This is a genomic window from Salegentibacter profundi (genome assembly GCF_054121475.1).
This window is the reverse complement of sequence record NZ_JBSYGG010000008.1, coordinates 63,667-80,574: the sequence shown is the minus strand read 5'-3', so window position 1 is coordinate 80,574 and position 16,908 is coordinate 63,667. Positions and strand designations below refer to the sequence as shown.

At 42.9% G+C, this 16,908-nt stretch carries 18 protein-coding genes; 13 read left to right on the top strand and 5 right to left on the bottom strand.

The features are described 5' to 3' along the window. From ACW6NC_RS11335 to ACW6NC_RS11310, 6 genes are all read left to right on the top strand, one after another. A complete protein-coding gene (locus tag ACW6NC_RS11335) occupies positions 1-2,217 on the top strand; it encodes an ATP-binding protein (RefSeq protein ID WP_457866131.1) in 2,217 nt (738 codons plus the stop codon). Positions 2,218-2,274: 57 nt separating this feature from the next. Then, entirely contained in the window at positions 2,275-2,841 is a 567-nt protein-coding gene (locus ACW6NC_RS11330) for a response regulator transcription factor (RefSeq protein WP_457866129.1), read from the top strand. Then, complete coding sequence (locus ACW6NC_RS11325) at positions 2,819-3,382, top strand: biliverdin-producing heme oxygenase (protein WP_457866127.1); 564 nt, start codon at positions 2,819-2,821, stop codon at positions 3,380-3,382. The genes ACW6NC_RS11330 and ACW6NC_RS11325 overlap by 23 nt, the downstream gene beginning before the upstream one ends. An 83-nt stretch (positions 3,383-3,465) precedes the next feature. Next, the gene (gene ggt, locus ACW6NC_RS11320; RefSeq protein WP_457866125.1) at positions 3,466-5,187 is read left to right on the top strand and encodes a gamma-glutamyltransferase; all 1,722 of its coding nucleotides are present in this window, start codon (positions 3,466-3,468) and stop codon (positions 5,185-5,187) included. A gap of 134 nt (positions 5,188-5,321) precedes the next feature. Continuing rightward, on the top strand, positions 5,322-5,924 hold the full coding sequence (gene wrbA / locus ACW6NC_RS11315) for an NAD(P)H:quinone oxidoreductase (RefSeq protein WP_457866123.1): 603 nt from the start codon (positions 5,322-5,324) through the stop codon (positions 5,922-5,924). Positions 5,925-6,007: 83 nt separating this feature from the next. After that, positions 6,008-7,516: an N-acyl-D-amino-acid deacylase family protein gene (locus tag ACW6NC_RS11310; RefSeq protein WP_457866121.1), complete on the top strand. Its 1,509-nt coding sequence runs from the start codon at positions 6,008-6,010 to the stop codon at positions 7,514-7,516. Here the strand turns inward: ACW6NC_RS11310 and ACW6NC_RS11305 are convergent. Genes ACW6NC_RS11305 through recF form a run of 4 tightly spaced genes read right to left on the bottom strand, consistent with a single transcriptional unit; the run spans position 7,513 to position 9,899 of the window. Beyond that, positions 7,513-8,085 carry a pseudouridine synthase gene (locus ACW6NC_RS11305; protein WP_457866119.1) on the bottom strand — a complete coding sequence of 191 codons (573 nt, stop codon included), beginning with the start codon at positions 8,083-8,085 and terminating at the stop codon, positions 7,513-7,515. The genes ACW6NC_RS11310 and ACW6NC_RS11305 overlap by 4 nt on opposite strands. An 11-nt stretch (positions 8,086-8,096) precedes the next feature. Next, on the bottom strand, positions 8,097-8,402 hold the full coding sequence (locus tag ACW6NC_RS11300) for a DUF721 domain-containing protein (RefSeq protein WP_457866118.1): 306 nt from the start codon (positions 8,400-8,402) through the stop codon (positions 8,097-8,099). Then, positions 8,389-8,823, bottom strand: coding sequence for a lipocalin family protein (locus ACW6NC_RS11295; RefSeq protein WP_457866116.1), 435 nt, complete (start codon positions 8,821-8,823; stop codon positions 8,389-8,391). The genes ACW6NC_RS11300 and ACW6NC_RS11295 overlap by 14 nt, the downstream gene beginning before the upstream one ends. Beyond that, positions 8,820-9,899, bottom strand: coding sequence for a DNA replication/repair protein RecF (gene recF, locus ACW6NC_RS11290; protein ID WP_457866115.1), 1,080 nt, complete (start codon positions 9,897-9,899; stop codon positions 8,820-8,822). Before recF ends, ACW6NC_RS11295 begins: the two co-directional genes overlap by 4 nt. Positions 9,900-10,046: 147 nt before the next feature. Between recF and ACW6NC_RS11285 the strand changes: the two genes are divergently transcribed. The 7 genes from ACW6NC_RS11285 (at position 10,047) to ACW6NC_RS11255 (ending at position 16,267) form a co-directional block, all read left to right on the top strand. Further along, positions 10,047-10,817 carry a tetratricopeptide repeat protein gene (locus ACW6NC_RS11285; protein WP_457866114.1) on the top strand — a complete coding sequence of 257 codons (771 nt, stop codon included), beginning with the start codon at positions 10,047-10,049 and terminating at the stop codon, positions 10,815-10,817. 4 nt (positions 10,818-10,821) lie between these two features. Further along, positions 10,822-11,319: a 6,7-dimethyl-8-ribityllumazine synthase gene (gene ribH, locus ACW6NC_RS11280; protein ID WP_457866112.1), complete on the top strand. Its 498-nt coding sequence runs from the start codon at positions 10,822-10,824 to the stop codon at positions 11,317-11,319. A 126-nt stretch (positions 11,320-11,445) separates the two neighbouring features. Beyond that, a complete protein-coding gene (locus tag ACW6NC_RS11275) occupies positions 11,446-11,739 on the top strand; it encodes a hypothetical protein (RefSeq protein WP_457866111.1) in 294 nt (97 codons plus the stop codon). Next, entirely contained in the window at positions 11,740-13,587 is a 1,848-nt protein-coding gene (gene mutL, locus ACW6NC_RS11270; RefSeq protein ID WP_457866109.1) for a DNA mismatch repair endonuclease MutL, read from the top strand. It begins immediately after the preceding gene. Continuing rightward, positions 13,588-14,331, top strand: a complete 744-nt coding sequence (locus ACW6NC_RS11265; protein ID WP_457866107.1) for a rhomboid family intramembrane serine protease — start codon at positions 13,588-13,590, stop codon at positions 14,329-14,331. It begins immediately after the preceding gene. Continuing rightward, a complete protein-coding gene (locus tag ACW6NC_RS11260; RefSeq protein ID WP_457866230.1) occupies positions 14,331-15,239 on the top strand; it encodes a rhomboid family intramembrane serine protease in 909 nt (302 codons plus the stop codon). Before ACW6NC_RS11265 ends, ACW6NC_RS11260 begins: the two co-directional genes overlap by 1 nt. Further along, the gene (locus ACW6NC_RS11255; protein ID WP_457866106.1) at positions 15,239-16,267 is read left to right on the top strand and encodes an endonuclease/exonuclease/phosphatase family protein; all 1,029 of its coding nucleotides are present in this window, start codon (positions 15,239-15,241) and stop codon (positions 16,265-16,267) included. Before ACW6NC_RS11260 ends, ACW6NC_RS11255 begins: the two co-directional genes overlap by 1 nt. Here ACW6NC_RS11255 and ACW6NC_RS11250 read toward each other — a convergent pair. After that, complete coding sequence (locus ACW6NC_RS11250; protein ID WP_457866104.1) at positions 16,245-16,907, bottom strand: WbqC family protein; 663 nt, start codon at positions 16,905-16,907, stop codon at positions 16,245-16,247. The genes ACW6NC_RS11255 and ACW6NC_RS11250 overlap by 23 nt on opposite strands. Position 16,908 lies beyond the last annotated feature (1 nt).

The window sequence follows — 16,908 nt, the reverse complement described above, 5'->3', positions numbered from 1 at the left end:
ATGGAGAACGCACAAAATTCATATCCCGGGGAGATAGATATATCCAATTGCGAGAAGGAACCCATTCATATCATTGGTAAATCTCAGGCGCATGGACTGATTCTGGCCTGTGATATCAAAAGCCTTCAAATTACCCAGTGCGGTACCAATGCTAAAGAATTCCTGGGGATTGATTATAGGGAGCTAGCAGGAAAAAGCCTTGCTGAAATCCTTGGGGAAGAAGTATTTGAGAAGCTGAAAATCACCCTAAGGGAAGACCAGCAATTTTTACCTGAAGAGGTTCAGATCAACGGCAGGAAATTACTTATGCTTGCCCATCAATCCGGAGAAAGCCTTATCCTGGATTTCGAAGAAACCGGTGAATTCTGGGACTCTTTATTTTTTCAGCGTCAGCTTACTGAAATTCTCAATAACTTAAATGCTTCCAGGAGTATTGAAGATTTGTGTGCGCAGGCAGCCCGGCTAACCAGGAATATTTTTGGATACCACCGGGTGATGGTCTACCGTTTTGATAAAGAGTGGAATGGTGAGGTGGTAGCCGAAGAAAAAGAGGAGAACCTGGAAAGTTGGCTTGGCCTGCATTATCCGGCAAGTGATATTCCGGCACAATCCCGGGAACTCTTTTTGAAACACCCGGTAAGGATCATAGCCGATGTGAATTATTCGCCTGTACCTATATATCCTGAAATTTCTCCTTTGAATAGCCAGCCACTGGATCTTTCCAAATCGGAACTTCGTGGAGTTTCTCCTATTCATATTGAATATTTGAAGAATATGAAGGTGGGGGCCTCGCTTACAGCTGCGGTTATTGTCAGTGGAAAACTATGGGGATTGGTGGCCTGCCACCATTATTGCGCTAAATTTATCGACTATTTTCAACGGCAGACCTGTGAATTTTTAACCCAGGTTTTTTCCAACCAGCTTGCCCTGAAAGAGTCGCAGAAATTTCGAAAAGAAAACGAGATTAGCCGTTTAAAAAGGAGGGAACTCCTGGCTCAAATCCAGGCGCAGGGGGATATCGTTACAGGCCTTAGCCGTGGAGGAATCAGATTTACAGAACTTATTGATTCAGAAGGGGGAGCCATTGTTCTGGGCGGCGATCCTAAGTTAGTGGGAAAAACTCCAGGGAAGGAAGCTGTCAAAACCCTTATTTCTGGTCTTCTAAGTCAAAAGGAGGAAGAAGTATTTTACACTAAAAACCTTTCAAAGCATTTTCCAGAGGCAAAAAAGTATGTCAAAATGACTTCAGGGGTGCTCAGTGTACGGGTTGGTAAGGATAAAAACCATTATCTTATTTGGTTTAGACCGGAAGAAGCCCAGAGCGTTAACTGGGGAGGAAATCCTGATCATAAGGTGGTTTATAATGAAAACGAAGGCCGCCTGGGACCCAGAAAGTCTTTTGCCAAATGGACTCAGCAATTAACAGGGATATCGCTGGGATGGAAGTCTTTTGAAGTGATGGCAGCGCGGGAACTGGGAGAGAGTCTGAGTCATCTTCTGGCTGAAAAACAAAAGGCGGAAATTTCCCTGTTGAATGAAAAATTGTTAAAGGCAGTGGAAGAGCTGGAACTTTTTGGTTATAGTATCTCACACGATCTGCGCGGTCCTTTACGCGGTGTGGATGGTTTTGCCCGCATCCTAAAGGAAGATCATTATGAAGAACTCTCCGAGGAAGGCAAGAAAGTAGTGGATACCATTTTACTTTCTGCTAAAAAGATGGATAATCTTATCGATGATATACTTTCATTGACCAAAATCTCCACCGGGACCCTTACCCGGGAAACCATTAGCGCAGAAGAATTGATAAAGCAGCTACTTAACTCCTTGAACCTTAAGGTTAACTATCCAAATACCAGGGTAGAAATCCAGGAGAATATCCCTGCGATCAATGCCGATAAAAAAATGATCTACCAGGTTTGGTCAAATCTAATCGGGAATGCCTTGAAATACTCCGCTAAGGAAAAGCATCCTGAAGTCAGGATCGGTAGCTTTAGCCTTCACGGTAAAACGGGATATTATGTCAGCGATAATGGAATAGGTCTAGATGTTAAAAATCAAGACCTGGTATTTCAGGCCTTTAAGCGGGTGGCAGGTAATGATTATACCGGTACTGGAATTGGATTGGCCGTGGTCAAACGAATCCTGGAAAAACATCAGGGTAGCATCTGGTATGAAAGTGGCCCGGAAAAAGGTACTATTTTTAAGTTTATTGTTTAATCAGGCAAGTTTTTAATAATTCAAAGGCTTCCCTATTATATTTTCAAAGCATAACCCATGATCACAATACCCTTACGAATACTTTTAGTTGAAGATAGTCAAACCGACTTAGCTTTAATTAAAAGACACATCAATAAAATAGTGGAAAGCCCCAAATTCGAGGTGGTAGAAAATCTTTCTGGTTGTGAAAATAAACTAATGAATTTTGTTCCCGATGTGGTCATTTCGGATTATAATCTGCCCAGCTGCGACGGGTTTGAGATCCTGGAACTTACAAGATCCATGGCTCCCGATATACCCTTTATTTTTATTACGGGCACCATAGAAGACGAAGATCTTGCTGCCCAAACGATCCTGGCCAAAGCAACAGGATTTATTCTAAAGACGCATATGCATTGTCTTGATGAGAAATTAAAACCACTGTTAAAAAAAATAGTATATAATATGGTGGCCAATGAGGATCTTCGGGAACGAATCAGGCAAAATAAGATTGCTGTAAACCAGATTTATAATTACCTTGACAGCCTGCATGATGATAATGACGAACAACGGGATAGCATAGAAAAGATCAGAAAAGAAATAGAAAATTATAAATCAGCGGATGATGATGTTGACCACACTTAGAGAAGCGACCAGGAAGTTGCATGAGGAAATAGAAAAGGATAATCTTGCCGCTAAGATCATAACGCACCAGATAGGTCTTGATCAGTATAAGCTTCTTTTACTTCAGAACTATATTGCCTATAAAATTACCGAAGAGCAGATAAGACCATACCTGGATCACTGGGAGTCTGATAAATCCCTTCGGTTGAAAAAGGATCTTGATACCCTTGATGTCGATACTTCTGTTCTTGCGCTCTTTAAAAACCGGTTTCACATTCACAATACCTCCCAGGCCATAGGTGCAGCTTACGTGGTGGAAGGTTCGGCCCTTGGTGGAATGCAGATTGCAAAGGAATTACCACATTGTCACCATCTCTCCTCGATCGGAAAACCCTGTTTCTTTACCGCTGAAAGAAAATCTATGGAGGCCTGGAACCGTTTTCTTAAACGCCTGCGAAACTCCGATTTCTCGGAAGAAGAAAAGACTATTGCAGCCAATAAGGCCAAGGATACTTTCCGTTTTTTTGCCTCGGTATTTAAACTGGACCTCACAGTAGTCTGAACTTCCGGAGTCCAATCACCATCTTGTTTGGTTTAAACTTTTTACTTAGGTTTACTCTTTTTTAATTATTAAAGACCTTGATTATGATCTCAAAGCAGCTTCGGGCCCTGGTAGTTGTACTGCTAGCCTTTGGTATTAATTTTAGCTTTTTCGCTCAGAGTGGCCGGATTCCAGTTCGGGCTCAAAATGGAATGGTGGTCACCAGTCATCACCTGGCTTCCCAGGTGGGAAGTGATATTCTCCAGCAAGGAGGAAATGCCATAGATGCCAGTGTTGCCACGGCTTTTGCTCTTGCCGTTACCTTGCCCTCGGCAGGGAATATCGGGGGAGGCGGTTTTTTGGTGTACTATGGAAATGACGGATACAAAACCACCTTTAATTTCAGGGAGAAAGCCCCTTTAGCCGCATCAGAAAGGATGTTTTTAGATCAGGATGGGAAGATAAAAGATAATTCCAACCACGAAGGTTTGCTCTCGGTGGGGGTACCGGGAACCGTGGCGGGGCTGTTCAAAGCCCATCAAAAAATGGGGAGCCTACCCTGGAAAGATCTTGTGGCACCGGCCATAAAGCTTGCTGAAGATGGATTTCCTTCTACTTACAATATGAATGGTTTTCTCAATTGGGCGCGTGAACATAAAGACGAAGCACTTTATAGAGCTACAGCAAAGGCTTTTCTAAAGCATGGGGAAGAAATTTATCAACCCGGGGAAATCTGGAAACAACCCGAATTGGCCCGGACTCTTAAACGAATACAAAAGCATGGTGCAGATGGCTTTTATAAAGGGGAAACAGCCCGGCTGATCGAGGATTATATGGAGAAACACGGCGGATTGATCACCAGGGAAGACCTGGCGCGATATCAGGCGGAAGAACTGGAGCCGGTAACAGGCACCTACCGGGGTCATGAAATTGTAGCCATGCCACCCCCAAGTTCAGGTGGGGTTGCCCTTATCGAAATGCTTAATATCGTTGAAGGTTTTGATATTAAAGAAATGGGGCATAATTCGGCTGCTTCGCTTCACCTTCTTACCGAAGCAATGAGAAGGGCATATGCGGACAGGGCCCTGCACCTTGGGGATCCTAATTTTAATCCTGGCATGCCTGTTGAAAAGATCACCTCAAAGGATTATGCAGCAGATTTGCGAGAATCCATTGAGCCTAATAGGGCCTCGGTGAGCGATTCTGCTAATTTCTCTTCTGCACATCTACGTTATGAGAGTCCTCAGACCACCCATATTTCCATTGTGGATAAAGAAGGTAATGCAGTATCCCTGACCTATACCCTGGAGCATAGCTACGGGTCTAAAATAACGGTTGAAGGTGCAGGATTTCTTTTAAATAATGAAATGGGGGATTTTAACCCCATTCCCGGATACACCGATACCGATGGCCTGATAGGTACCCAGCCGAACCTTGTCGCACCGGAAAAAAGAATGCTTTCCAGTATGACCCCAACCATTGTAGCCCGCGATGGCAGACCTCTAATTGTCATTGGGAGTCCGGGCGGACGAACCATTATCAATACCGTCTTCCAGGTTATTGTCAATATGATCGACCATCAAATGAATATTGCCCGGGCTATAGAAGCACCCAGGATTCATCACCAGTGGCTGCCGGATATCACTTCCTTTGAACGCTATGGCATCTCGCCTGATACTCAAAAACTCTACGAGGAAATGGGACATCATGTACGGTTTAGAAATAACCAGGGCCAGGCCATGGGTATTTATATAGATCAGCAGGAAGGTGTGATCTACGGAGCTGCCGATTCCCGCAGTTATGATTCCGGAGCGGTGGGCCATTAAGAAGGCAAAGGTTTAAGAGCCCGGCATCATCAAAGCATTTGCCTGGAACTGATAAGTTTATAATAATATTAAAATAATTGGAATGAGAATGCTTTATCTTAAGGCTAAGAATTAATCACCTAAAAGATAAAGCTATGAGTAAAGTGAATTTGGCTGTAATTTATTACAGTGCTACAGGAACCAACCATCAGCTCGCCAAATGGGCTGAACAAGCAGGAAAACAATCAGGAGCCGGGGAAGTGAGGTTCCGTAAAATAAAAGAAACCGCTCCGAAAGAAGCTATAGCCCAGAATAAGGACTGGGAAAAGCATGTGGAGACCGCAAAGGATGTTACCCAGGTCAGTTTAGAGGATCTGGAATGGGCCGACGCCATTATTTTCAGTATCCCTACCCGATATGGGAATTTGCCTTCGCAGGTGCAGCAGTTTTTTGATACCACCGGGGGTCTATGGTCCCAGGCTAAGCTTGTCAATAAGGTCGTTAGCGGGATGACCAGTGCCAGCAATGCTCATGGGGGGCAGGAAACAACCTTGATGTCCTTATACAAAACCATGATTCATTGGGGCATGATTATAGTGGCTCCCGGATACTCAGATAAATGCTTATTCGAATCCGGAGGTAATCCCTATGGACTTAGTGTTACAGCAGGAAAAGACAAATTGGACGAAAAGATTGAAACCGCGGTGTCTCACCAGGTCAAAAGAATGCTTGAAATAGCGGAAAAGCTAAAGTCTTAAAACCTCTTTGAAATGAATAGCAGTGATGGCGGATCCTTGTGGTTCGCCATTTTTAGTATATTTAAAACAAATTTGATTCCCTGATGAAAAAATTTGTTTTCCTAGTCCTCTTTATGCCAGGTTTTCTCCTGGGCCAAAATGGTGAGATTTATGATTTATGGATTAAAAATGCCGAACTTATAGACGGATCAGGCAGGGAAGGATTTCGGGCCCACGTGCTTGTCAATGACAAGGTGATCGTTCATATTGAAAGGGATACCAGCAAAAAATTTTCGTCCCGCCATATTATCGATGCTACAGCTTTGGTCTTAAGTCCGGGTTTTATAGATACCCATTCCCATGGGAATCCGCTTGAGAATCCGGAGTTTAAGAATTTCCTTGCCATGGGCGTGACCACCATTAGTCTTGGTCAGGATGGTTACAGCCCGGGTGTAAAGGATCTTGGCCAGTGGATGGAAAAACTCCGGGAAATCGGTCCGGCAACCAATATTGCGATGTTTGCCGGGCATAACACCCTGAGGCAATTAGCAGGAGTTAATTACGATACCCTGCCATCAGAAAAAGGCCTGTTGGAAATGGAAACATTGCTTCAAAAGGCCATGGAGGCCGGGGCTTTTGGAATGACCACCGGCCTGGAGTATAATCCAGGCAATTTCTCCAGGGAAGAAGAACTGCAAAGATTAGCCCGAATTGTGGGAAAGAACAAGGGACTTATTATGAGTCATATGCGCAATGAGGATGACAGTGCCCTGGAAGGATCGATAATAGAGCTGCTGGCCCAGGGAAAATATAGCCCTGTCCATATCTCTCACCTTAAATCGGTATATGGAGAAGGAAAAGAGCGAGCCCAGGAGATCCTAAGTATGTTGGAAAAAGCAAGATCTGAAGGGATTAAGCTAACCGCCGATATCTATCCCTACATGGCCAGTTATACCGGTATTGCAATTGTGTTTCCGGATTGGGCTAAAAAGCCTAATAATTATGAGACTGTTTTGAAAACCCGTAAAGAGGAGTTGGGCGAATTTCTTCGCAATAAAATTGAAGCCCGTAATGGACCCGGGGCTACCCTCATTGGTTCGGGTAAATATAAAGGTAAAACCCTTGAGGAAATTTCCGCGGAGCTCCATAAACCATTTGAGGATGTGCTGATGGAAGATATAGGACCTTATGGCGCCGGGGGAGCCTATTTTATTATGGATGATGAGTTACAAAAAAGGCTGATGCAGCACGAGCTGGTCAATATATGCAGCGACGGTAGTCCTGGTATGAGACATCCCCGGGGGTACGGAAGTTTCGCCAAGATGATTCAAACCTACGTGATGGACCAGGGAATGTTCTCCCTGGAGGAGGCGATCCATAAAATGACCGGGAAATCCGCAGCGGTATTGGGACTTGAGGATCGTGGACTGATAAAGGTCGGATACAAAGCGGATCTGCTGCTATTTGATCCTTCCCAGGTAAGGGAAATGGCTACCTATCAGGAGCCTCATAAACTTGCTGAAGGTTTTAAATATGTGCTTGTCAATGGCCAAATTGCAAAAAAGGATGCTGATTTTGCCTTGCAAGGGTATGGAGAACTTCTGAGGCCTTAATAATCAAATTGTGCTAAGGAGACTACCTGGCCTGCATCCATGGAATCCAGGTGCTCATTACCGACCCTTACCCGTACCAGTCTTAAGGTCGGAAAGCCTACGGCAGCCGTCATTTTTTTTACCTGGCGGAACTTGCCTTCGGTAAGGGTTACGGAGACCCAACTGGTAGGGCCGTGGCGTTCATCCCTAATCTTTTTTGCCCGTGCAGGAAAACTTGGTCTTTGCTTTAATTTAAAGGCTTTACAGGGGAGGCTTGTATATTTTTTACCGTTGATGCTAATGGCTACTCCCTCACGCAGCAATGCTATGGCTGAAGGGGTAATCTCCCCATCGACCTGCACATAATATTCCTTCTCGACGTTCTGCCCCGTAATTTCGGCACTGACCCTGCCGTCGGTAGTGAGAAGCAACAGTCCTTCTGAATCCTGGTCAAGCCTTCCCACAGACATGGTGCCTTGGGGGAAATCATATAAGTCCCCTAAAAGTTTCTTCTTTTTTCGGGGTTTTTCGTTAGTGATGAACTGGCTCAGGTATCCGTAGGGCTTGTAGATCTTATAGAAACTATGCAAAGCTTTGAAGTTTAACGTAAAACGAGTTTTTTTACAAGTTCACGACCCAATTCCTCATTGAGCATATGGATGATTTTGGCTTTTCCATAGCTTAATTCTTCTCGCAGCACTGACGAACTCAACTGCACGTATAAGGTGTCATTTTGCAATTTGATATTGGTGGTGTATTTCTCAATGGCCGGACCCATTTCTCTGTTCCATACTTCTCTAACGTTAACCTTATCGAGCCCTGACTGTAGTTTATTGCTGTTTACAAAATCTTTTAGCACATCGCCTATGCTCATATGCTCATTATTTCTTCGGTTATTCTTCTTCATTTTCTTCAGCAAATAAGGGGGTGAATTTTTTATAATGGTATATGATCCCATCCTCATTGAGGATGCTCATTTTATCCTTGTCGGCATGTAAGAGGGTTTCTTTCCATTGGTCGAAAGGAGTCTTGTAATAAAGGCGTAGGCTGTCATTTTCGATCTTTATCCTAAGTGTTTCTGCGTTTTCGCTGGTTTTATAGCTTCCGTCGAACTGCGGTTGTAATTTTTTTCTAAATCCAAGACTATCCTTTAGCTGGAAATAATCAATATTCTCATTTATCGAGTATTCCCTTACCGAGTCACCAGGGAGCTCGACTTTGTCGATTTCCCAATATCCTTCGATGTATTGGATCTGCTCTGAAGGATCCGGGGACCCGCAGCTTAAAAGTACGATTCCAATAAGAGAATAAAGAATTATTTTATTCACAATTTAAATATTTTATAGGTTTGGTTACTGCCTTGCACGACCTTTTCAGTGCGGTCGGCATGAGTGTCGCTTATAAATATCTGGCCTAATTCATCGGTGGCCACAAGGGCTACAATATGCGCCACGCGTTGTTCATCGAGTTTGTCAAAAATATCATCCAGCAGTAAAATCGGATGGACTTTGCTTTGTGCCTTTATGAAGTCGAATTGCGCGAGTTTTAAAGCCACCAGAAATGACTTTTGCTGTCCCTGGGAGCCAAATTTCTTGATGGGATGTCCTTCTATTTCAAAACTCAGGTCATCTTTGTGGGTGCCAACACTGGTGTATTGTAGCGCCATATCCTTTTGAAGGTTTTCCTCAAGAAGCGTGGATAAAGGTTTTTCAAAGAGCTGGCTCTTATAACTGATGTCTACCTTCTCCTTATTTGCCGTGATGTCCTTATAGCGTTTGTTGAAAATTGGAATGAAGTCTTCCAGAAATTGTTGTCTTTTTTCAAAGAGATACTGACCGAGCTGTTGGAGTTGGAGGTTATAAACTTCCAGGGTATCACGGTCGAAACTGTGATTGGCTCCAAAATACTTAAGAAGGGAATTGCGCTGGCCCAGAATTTTCCCGTACTGGATTAACCTGTTGAGGTATCGTTTGTCGCTTTGAGAAATGACCCCGTCTATGAATTTTCTACGCGTCTCGCTCCCTTCGATGATAAGGTCCCGATCGGCAGGCGAAATGATCACGGCTGGAATAAAACCTATATGGTCACTGAATTTCTCATAAGCTTTGTTATTCCTTTTGATCAGTTTCTTTTGTCCCCGCTTGGCACTGACTACGATCTGCTCGGGTTTATCAAACTTTTCGAATTCTCCCTCTAATACAAAGAAGTCGGCCTGGTGGTTGATATTTTGGCTGGTAATAGGGTTGAAATAACTCTTGCCGAAAGCAAGATGATAAATGCTGTCTAAAACGTTGGTTTTCCCAACTCCATTATGTCCAACCAGGCAATTAATTTTTCGGTCGAACTCAAAGCTGGCCGAATCGAGGTTCTTGTAATGAAGCAAATTGAGGTGTTTTAGATACATAAAACTCTGATATTCAGCCGTGTGATTTCTGTTAAAATTATCTTTACAAAACTAAGCGAATGACCCGAAAATATTAAAAAAATACAAATATTTTCCCTTTTAATTTTGAATAAAAATCCTATTTTTGCGACGCATTAAACAGATTTTATGGCAACTTACAAGAAAAAGGGATATAAACCATCTAACAAGGAAGAACAAAGAAAAAAGGTTGAAGACGAATCAACAACCGCTGAAGTATTCAATACCCTTGATGAAGGTGCCTCAAAGACGGAGACCTGGGTAGCCGATAACCAGAAGTATATCTATATTATAGTAGGTGTGGCTATCGTAGCTGTGCTGGGGTACCTTGGATGGCAGCGTTTTATCCAGGAACCCAAGGAGACTGAAGCCGCCAATGAAATGGCGCAGGCTCAAAATTACTTTGCCAATGCTATGAATAGTGCCGGGGCCCAGCGCGATTCACTTTATACCTTATCCTTAAATGGAGGCGAAGGAAAATTCGGGTTTCTTGATATTATAGAAAACTACGGGGGTACAGATGCGGCCAATCTCGCGAAATATAACGCTGGGTTTGCTTACCTGCATACGGGTAAATACCAGGAAGCCATAGATTATCTTGAGGACTTTAACAGTGATGATGAAATTCTTGCAGCCTTAGCTGTAGGTGGGATAGGGGATGCTTTCATGCAACTCGAGCAGCCTGAGGAAGCACTGGATTATTATGATAAGGCAGCTTCCATGCGTTCCAATGAATTTACCACCCCGAAATTCCTTCTGAAAGCTGCGATAACCGCTCTTGAAATAGGAGAGGACAGCCAGGCAGAAGAATACCTTACTCAATTAGAAGATCAATATCCAGAGAGCCCTGAGGCCGAACAGGTTCCTGTGTATTTAGGGCAGGCTCAGGCTAATAATTAATTATATGGCTACTGAAGGAAAGAACCTTTCGACTTATGATAAAAATACAATCCCAAATGCGGAAGACTTCCGGTTTGGGATTGTTGTTTCAGAATGGAATGATAATATCACCGAAAACCTTTACCAGGGGGCCTTTGAGACCCTCATTGAAAACGGTGTAGATCCCAAAAAGATCGCCCGTTGGAACGTACCGGGTAGTTTTGAACTGGTTTACGGCTGCAAGAAAATGCAGGAAAGTTTTGATATGTTGGATGCAATTATTGCCATTGGAAGTGTTATTCAGGGTGAAACAAAACATTTTGATTTTGTATGCCAGGGTGTCACTCAAGGGATAAAGGATCTCAATGTTCAAAACGATACGCCCATTATTTTCTGTGTTCTTACCGATGATAATATGCAGCAGTCTATAGCCCGAAGCGGCGGTAAACATGGTAATAAAGGGACGGAAGCTGCTGTAGCTGCCATAAAAATGGCCCAGCTTCGCAAAGACTCCAGGTTCTGACATTCTTTTTAAAGGGGCAGGACCGAGATTGGTCGGCACTATTATTGTGATAATCTTTAAGACGCTGAGCTTCGGAATTTCGGAGCTTTTTGAGTAAATTTGATTTCTATTATAAAGCAGCCTGTTTTGAAGATTGGATTTAATAAGATAAAGAAGAATACCCGATATAATTACACCCCACGTTATTATAAAGGCAAGGATACCGGTAATATTTATAAATTTGATTCTCAGTTTCATAAATATAAGGAAACCACTAATGCCATAGATTTTGGTTCTCATTGGGCCGATGCACGTAAATCCAGCCGTAACAGGGGGAATCGGGAAATCAATACCCGGGTGCTTATCATCATTGCCATCCTGTTACTAATCTTCCTGTGGATCATCGATTTTGATTTGTCTATTTTTTCGAATGCTCGTTAAATGAGTGATGTAATTCAACTTTTACCAGACCATGTGGCGAACCAGATCGCGGCCGGGGAGGTGGTGCAAAGACCAGCTTCTGTGATCAAAGAGTTGCTTGAGAATGCTATTGATGCCCAGGCAACAAAAATCCAGGTGGTGATCAAGGATGCAGGAAAAACCCAGGTTCAGGTGGTTGACAACGGTATCGGGATGAGTCTTTCAGATGCCAAGATGAGTTTTGAGCGTCACGCCACTTCTAAAATCAAATCCGCGGAGGATCTTTTTAGTCTTACCACTAAGGGATTTAGAGGAGAGGCCCTGGCTTCGATTGCTGCTATTGCCCATGTGGAGCTGAAGACCAAGAACCAGGAGAGTGAAGTAGGTACGCTTATTAAAATCGAGGGGAGCCAGCTTACCGCTCAAAAAGCTTGTGTCACCCCCCGTGGAACTTCCATCAGTGTTAAAAACCTGTTCTATAATATTCCTGCCCGACGAAATTTCTTGAAATCAGATGCCGTGGAAACCCGGCATATTATCGATGAATTCCAAAGAGTAGCCCTTGCGCATCCACAGATAGCTTTTGAACTCTTTCATAATGGCAATGAATTGTTTCAATTGCCGGAAACCAATTTCAGGCAACGCATATCCAATATTTTCGGGGGTAAAACCAATGAAAAACTAGTTCCAGTGAACGAGGATACGGAGCTTGTGAAAATTTCCGGATTTGTTGGTAAACCCGAATTCGCCAAGAAAAGCCGGGGTGAACAATTCTTCTTTGTGAATAACCGATTCATCAAAAGTCCCTATCTCAATCACGCGGTATCGGCAGCTTTTGACGGTTTGCTTAAGGAAAAATCCTATCCGAGCTATTTTTTATATCTCCAGGTAGATCCAAAAAGTATCGATATCAATATACATCCCACTAAAACCGAGATCAAGTTTGATGATGAGCATGCGCTCTATGCGATTTTGAGAAGTGCCATAAAACATAGTCTCGGTCAGTTTAACGTGGCTCCTGTACTTGATTTTGAGAGAGATGCCAATTTAGATACGCCCTATGAATATAAAGATAAACAGGCCAGGGTTCCCGGGGTAGAGGTGGACAGGGAGTTTAATCCTTTCCAGCAGGGGTCTGATGCTGTAAAAAGCAATCCAGGCTCCTATAAAAAGGAGCCAGCTGCCAGATGGGAAAGTCTCTACTCTGGAATGCAGGATGAGCTACAGGGAAGGGAAGAGGTGGCGCATATGGAATTTGAAAGTGAGGAAGTCACCGGGAATTTATTTAATTCTTCGGAATCGGAACCGGAAAAGACCACCTTTCAACTACACAAGAAATATATCGTCAGCACCTTAAAAAGCGGTATCCTGGTTATCGACCAGTACCGGGCACATACCAGGATTCTCTATGAGGAATTATTGAAAAACATCACGGTTTCAGCCGCGGTGAGCCAGCAATTATTATTTCCGCTGAAACTACAGTTTTCTTCCCATGAGATGCAAATGCTCGGGGAGATTAAAGAATCACTGGAACAAACCGGCTTTGTATTTGCCTCCCTGGAAAGAGATGCTGTGGAAATATCCGGAATACCTCCTTTGGTTTCTGAGAGTGAAGTAGAAATGTTACTGGAGCAACTGCTTTCTGATCTTGAAAACCAGGTGCCCAATGATGGTTTTTCACAAACTGATTTAATGGCCAGATCGCTGGCTAAAGCAATGGCCGTGAAATCGGGCATGCATTTGAACAATACCGAGCAACAACATATCGTTAACCGTTTGTTTGCCTGTAAGGAACCAAGCCTGAGCCCTTCTAATAGGTCGGTTTTTGTGACCCTCACGGTGGATGAACTGGACAAAAAATTTATGTAAATGGGAAGAATTACCGAAACGGTCAAAGTACTTTTAATTATCAACATTATCTTTTTTGTTGGGAGTCAGTTCCTGGGAGATTATGCCTATCAACTCTTCTCTTTATGGTTCATTGAAAATGAAAACTTCCGTTTCTGGCAGATCCTTTCTCATATGTTTATGCATGGAGGAGTAACCCATATCCTATTTAACATGTATGCACTTTGGGCTTTTGGAGGTCCTATAGAACAGATGCTGGGACAGAAAAAATTCCTGTTCTTTTACTTTTCAGCTGGTCTAGGAGCAGCTTTATTGCATACCTTAGTAAATTACTTTGAATACCAGACCGGATATAATGCCCTTCTGGATGCAGGGATGACGATGGGAGAGGTAGAGCGGATGTTGCAAACCGGGGAATACTCGACAGCTATTCTGGAATCTGTTTCTAAGGAAACCCTTCAGGACCTCTATATGAGTTTTAATACGCCGGCGGTGGGAGCCTCCGGGGCTATTTACGGGATTCTTGTTGCTTTTGGGATGATGTTCCCTAACGTTCAATTATTCCTTTTATTTGTACCGGTACCGATCAAGGCAAAGTATTTTATTCCGGCTTTAATCGGTATAGATCTTTTCTCTGGATTTACAGGGTATTCGATATTTGGAGGAGGAATAGCCCATTTCGCGCACGTGGGAGGTGCCCTATTTGGGTTCATAATGATGTGGTACTGGAAGAAAAACCAGTTTAATCAAAATCGCTGGGATTGATGAAAGCTTCAGATAAATTTAAATATAAACTTCAAACTGCCACGGTCGTTGAAAAGCTTATCGCTATAAATGTCCTGGTGTTTGTACTGGTCTACCTTTTTAGAACCATAGCATTTTTGTTCCAGTTTCCTTCCAATTTTTTTATGGAATGGTTTGTCTTTCCCAAGGAACCAGGGGAGTTTATCTTTAAGCCCTGGAGCATAATTACCTATGCTTTTTTGCATAGCGGAATATGGCATATTCTTTCGAATATGCTTATTCTGTATTTTTCCGGAATCTATTTCCTGAATTACTTTTCACCCAAACGTCTACTTAATTATTTCTTTCTGGGGGTCATCGTAGGTGCTTTGGTTTATATGTTGAGTTATAACCTTTTTCCTGCTTTTGCAGCCACAGGCCGGTCTTATCTTCTGGGGGCATCTGCTGGGGTGATGGCAGTTCTGGTAGGGATTGCCACTTATATTCCAAATATGCGGGTGAGACTAATGCTTTTGGGGAGTATTAAATTTTGGTATATCGCTGCATTTCTGGTTTTGCTGGATGTTATTCAAATTCCTATGGGAAATGCTGGGGGACACCTGGCCCATCTTGGTGGCGCTTTGCTCGGTTATTTCTATACCACCCAGCTTCAGAAAGGAAATGATATAGGCTCCTGGTTTGAAAAGCTCATGGATGCTTTTGTGTCTATGTTCTCTTCGGCTCCCAAAAAAGCTAAAATGAAAACCGTATACCGGAAAGGAAAAGATGATAGGGCTTCAAAAAGGGCCACTACCGGATCCGGAAGAATGAACAAAGATGAAAAACAAAAGCGTATTGATCATATACTCGATAAGATAAGTAAAAGCGGGTATGACAGCCTTAGCAAGGAGGAAAAAGACTTTTTGTTTAAAGCCGGAAAAGAGGATTGATGAAAAAGCTCGGCTTTCTAGATAAAATGGTCTTTATTCTAAATTCCCTTGCGGCGACAGCGCTTTTATTGTCCTATTTACTTGCTTATATTCCTCCAAAATCATTTCCGCTGTTGTCCGTACTTAGCCTTGGGGTACCGGTACTTATTATCCTTAACCTGCTATTTCTGGTGTACTGGATCATTAAATTTAAAAGGCAATTTCTTCTTTCCCTGATCGTATTGCTATTAGGATTTAATTATGTCACAGGATTATACCAGTTCGCAGGCCCGGAAAATGATCAGCAACAGAGCCAGCTATCGGTAATGAGCTATAATGTTCGTATGTTCAATGCTTATAACTGGGTGGAGGATTCCGAGATTCCCGGCAAAATCACCGGTTTTGTCAATGATCAATCGCCCGATATCCTGGCTATGCAGGAATATTATGTTGGGGCCTCCAAGCTGGATCGAATGTATCCCTACCATTATATCAAGCTTAAAAATAAGAACGACGAGTTTGGTTCTGCCATATTCTCTAAATACCCGATCATAAAAAAGTACTCCCTGGATTTTCCACAGCAGGGAAACAATAATGCCACTTATGTGGATATTGTACTCGCAGAGGATACCTTAAGGGTATTCAATGTCCACTTCCAGTCGCTTAACATCAAACCTGAAATTGATGAACTTCAAAAAGAAGATTCCAGGAAACTTCTTGGAAGAATTGGAGCCGGATTTGCCATGCAGCAGGATCAGGCTGAAATGGTGATGGCGGAAGTTAGAAATTCTCCCTATAAGACCCTTATTATTGGTGATTTTAATAATACGATCTTCTCTTATATCTACGAGAAAATAAACCCTGACAATCGCTTTCAGGATGCCTTTCTCGAAGCAGGCTCGGGCTTTGGTGAGACCTTCAAACTGAGTTATTTTCCACTTAGAATAGATTTCTTACTCGTTGAAGATTCCTTGGAAGTTCAGTCCTACGAGCGATTTAAGGTGGAATATTCAGATCATTACCCCATTATGACCAGGCTTCGGCTTTAAATTCGTGGTTTTCCAGGTAGGGAAGGCTGTTAGGCCCCTCATTGAACAGCAGGTCAAGGATGCTTAGATTAGGAATGAAACCGTGTTTACTCTCAAATACCTGATTATATGGAATTTGCTGAAATTCCGTTTTATGCTTTGCATTTATCAGGGAGCGCAGATCGGTAATATTTTTTGGGTCCTTAATATATTCTGAAGTCTTGCTGAAATCAAGGTTCAAATCCATAGCTTTAGTAATGAACTCCAGGCAGGCATAATTGAAATCAATCAGGTATTTGAAACTAGTGTGATAGAGTGGGTGTAATTCATCTTCGTAGAACTCAAAGAATGGTGAAGTCTGGTAGGAGGATTTCAGAGCACGCCAATGCTGTTTTTGCCATTGAAATTCATTTTCGATCTGGACTTCTTTATAAGCCTGGTGCTTTCCTGAGGTTTTCGGTTCTCCGGTAAGGGCTGAGCGATGTTTGATAGGGATATTCAGCAGCAATTTTCCATTGGAGTCGTAAATATACATCCGGTTCCTGAAGGTTTGCTTCTGGTAATTATCCTTGTCTTCAAAAACCACGCTTTCCGCTTTAGCCAGTGCTATAAACTGCGAAATAGGACCGAAGTAGGCAAGGTGCAGTAAGACATCCTTCATC

What these genes read in the sequence shown, in the direction of transcription:
- mutL (WP_457866109.1), top strand. Translation starts at nt 11,740, where the DNA reads ATGAGTGATGTAATTCAACTTTTACCAGACCATGTGGCGAACCAGATC.
- ACW6NC_RS11260 (WP_457866230.1), top strand. Translation starts at nt 14,331, where the DNA reads ATGAAAGCTTCAGATAAATTTAAATATAAACTTCAAACTGCCACGGTC.
- ACW6NC_RS11330 (WP_457866129.1), top strand. Translation starts at nt 2,275, where the DNA reads ATGATCACAATACCCTTACGAATACTTTTAGTTGAAGATAGTCAAACC.
- ggt (WP_457866125.1), top strand. Translation starts at nt 3,466, where the DNA reads ATGATCTCAAAGCAGCTTCGGGCCCTGGTAGTTGTACTGCTAGCCTTT.
- ACW6NC_RS11310 (WP_457866121.1), top strand. Translation starts at nt 6,008, where the DNA reads ATGAAAAAATTTGTTTTCCTAGTCCTCTTTATGCCAGGTTTTCTCCTG.
- ACW6NC_RS11325 (WP_457866127.1), top strand. Translation starts at nt 2,819, where the DNA reads ATGATGATGTTGACCACACTTAGAGAAGCGACCAGGAAGTTGCATGAG.
- ACW6NC_RS11250 (WP_457866104.1), bottom strand. Translation starts at nt 16,907, where the DNA reads ATGAAGGATGTCTTACTGCACCTTGCCTACTTCGGTCCTATTTCGCAG.
- ACW6NC_RS11335 (WP_457866131.1), top strand. Translation starts at nt 1, where the DNA reads ATGGAGAACGCACAAAATTCATATCCCGGGGAGATAGATATATCCAAT.
- ACW6NC_RS11255 (WP_457866106.1), top strand. Translation starts at nt 15,239, where the DNA reads ATGAAAAAGCTCGGCTTTCTAGATAAAATGGTCTTTATTCTAAATTCC.
- ACW6NC_RS11265 (WP_457866107.1), top strand. Translation starts at nt 13,588, where the DNA reads ATGGGAAGAATTACCGAAACGGTCAAAGTACTTTTAATTATCAACATT.
- ribH (WP_457866112.1), top strand. Translation starts at nt 10,822, where the DNA reads ATGGCTACTGAAGGAAAGAACCTTTCGACTTATGATAAAAATACAATC.
- ACW6NC_RS11285 (WP_457866114.1), top strand. Translation starts at nt 10,047, where the DNA reads ATGGCAACTTACAAGAAAAAGGGATATAAACCATCTAACAAGGAAGAA.
- ACW6NC_RS11300 (WP_457866118.1), bottom strand. Translation starts at nt 8,402, where the DNA reads ATGAAGAAGAATAACCGAAGAAATAATGAGCATATGAGCATAGGCGAT.
- wrbA (WP_457866123.1), top strand. Translation starts at nt 5,322, where the DNA reads ATGAGTAAAGTGAATTTGGCTGTAATTTATTACAGTGCTACAGGAACC.
- recF (WP_457866115.1), bottom strand. Translation starts at nt 9,899, where the DNA reads ATGTATCTAAAACACCTCAATTTGCTTCATTACAAGAACCTCGATTCG.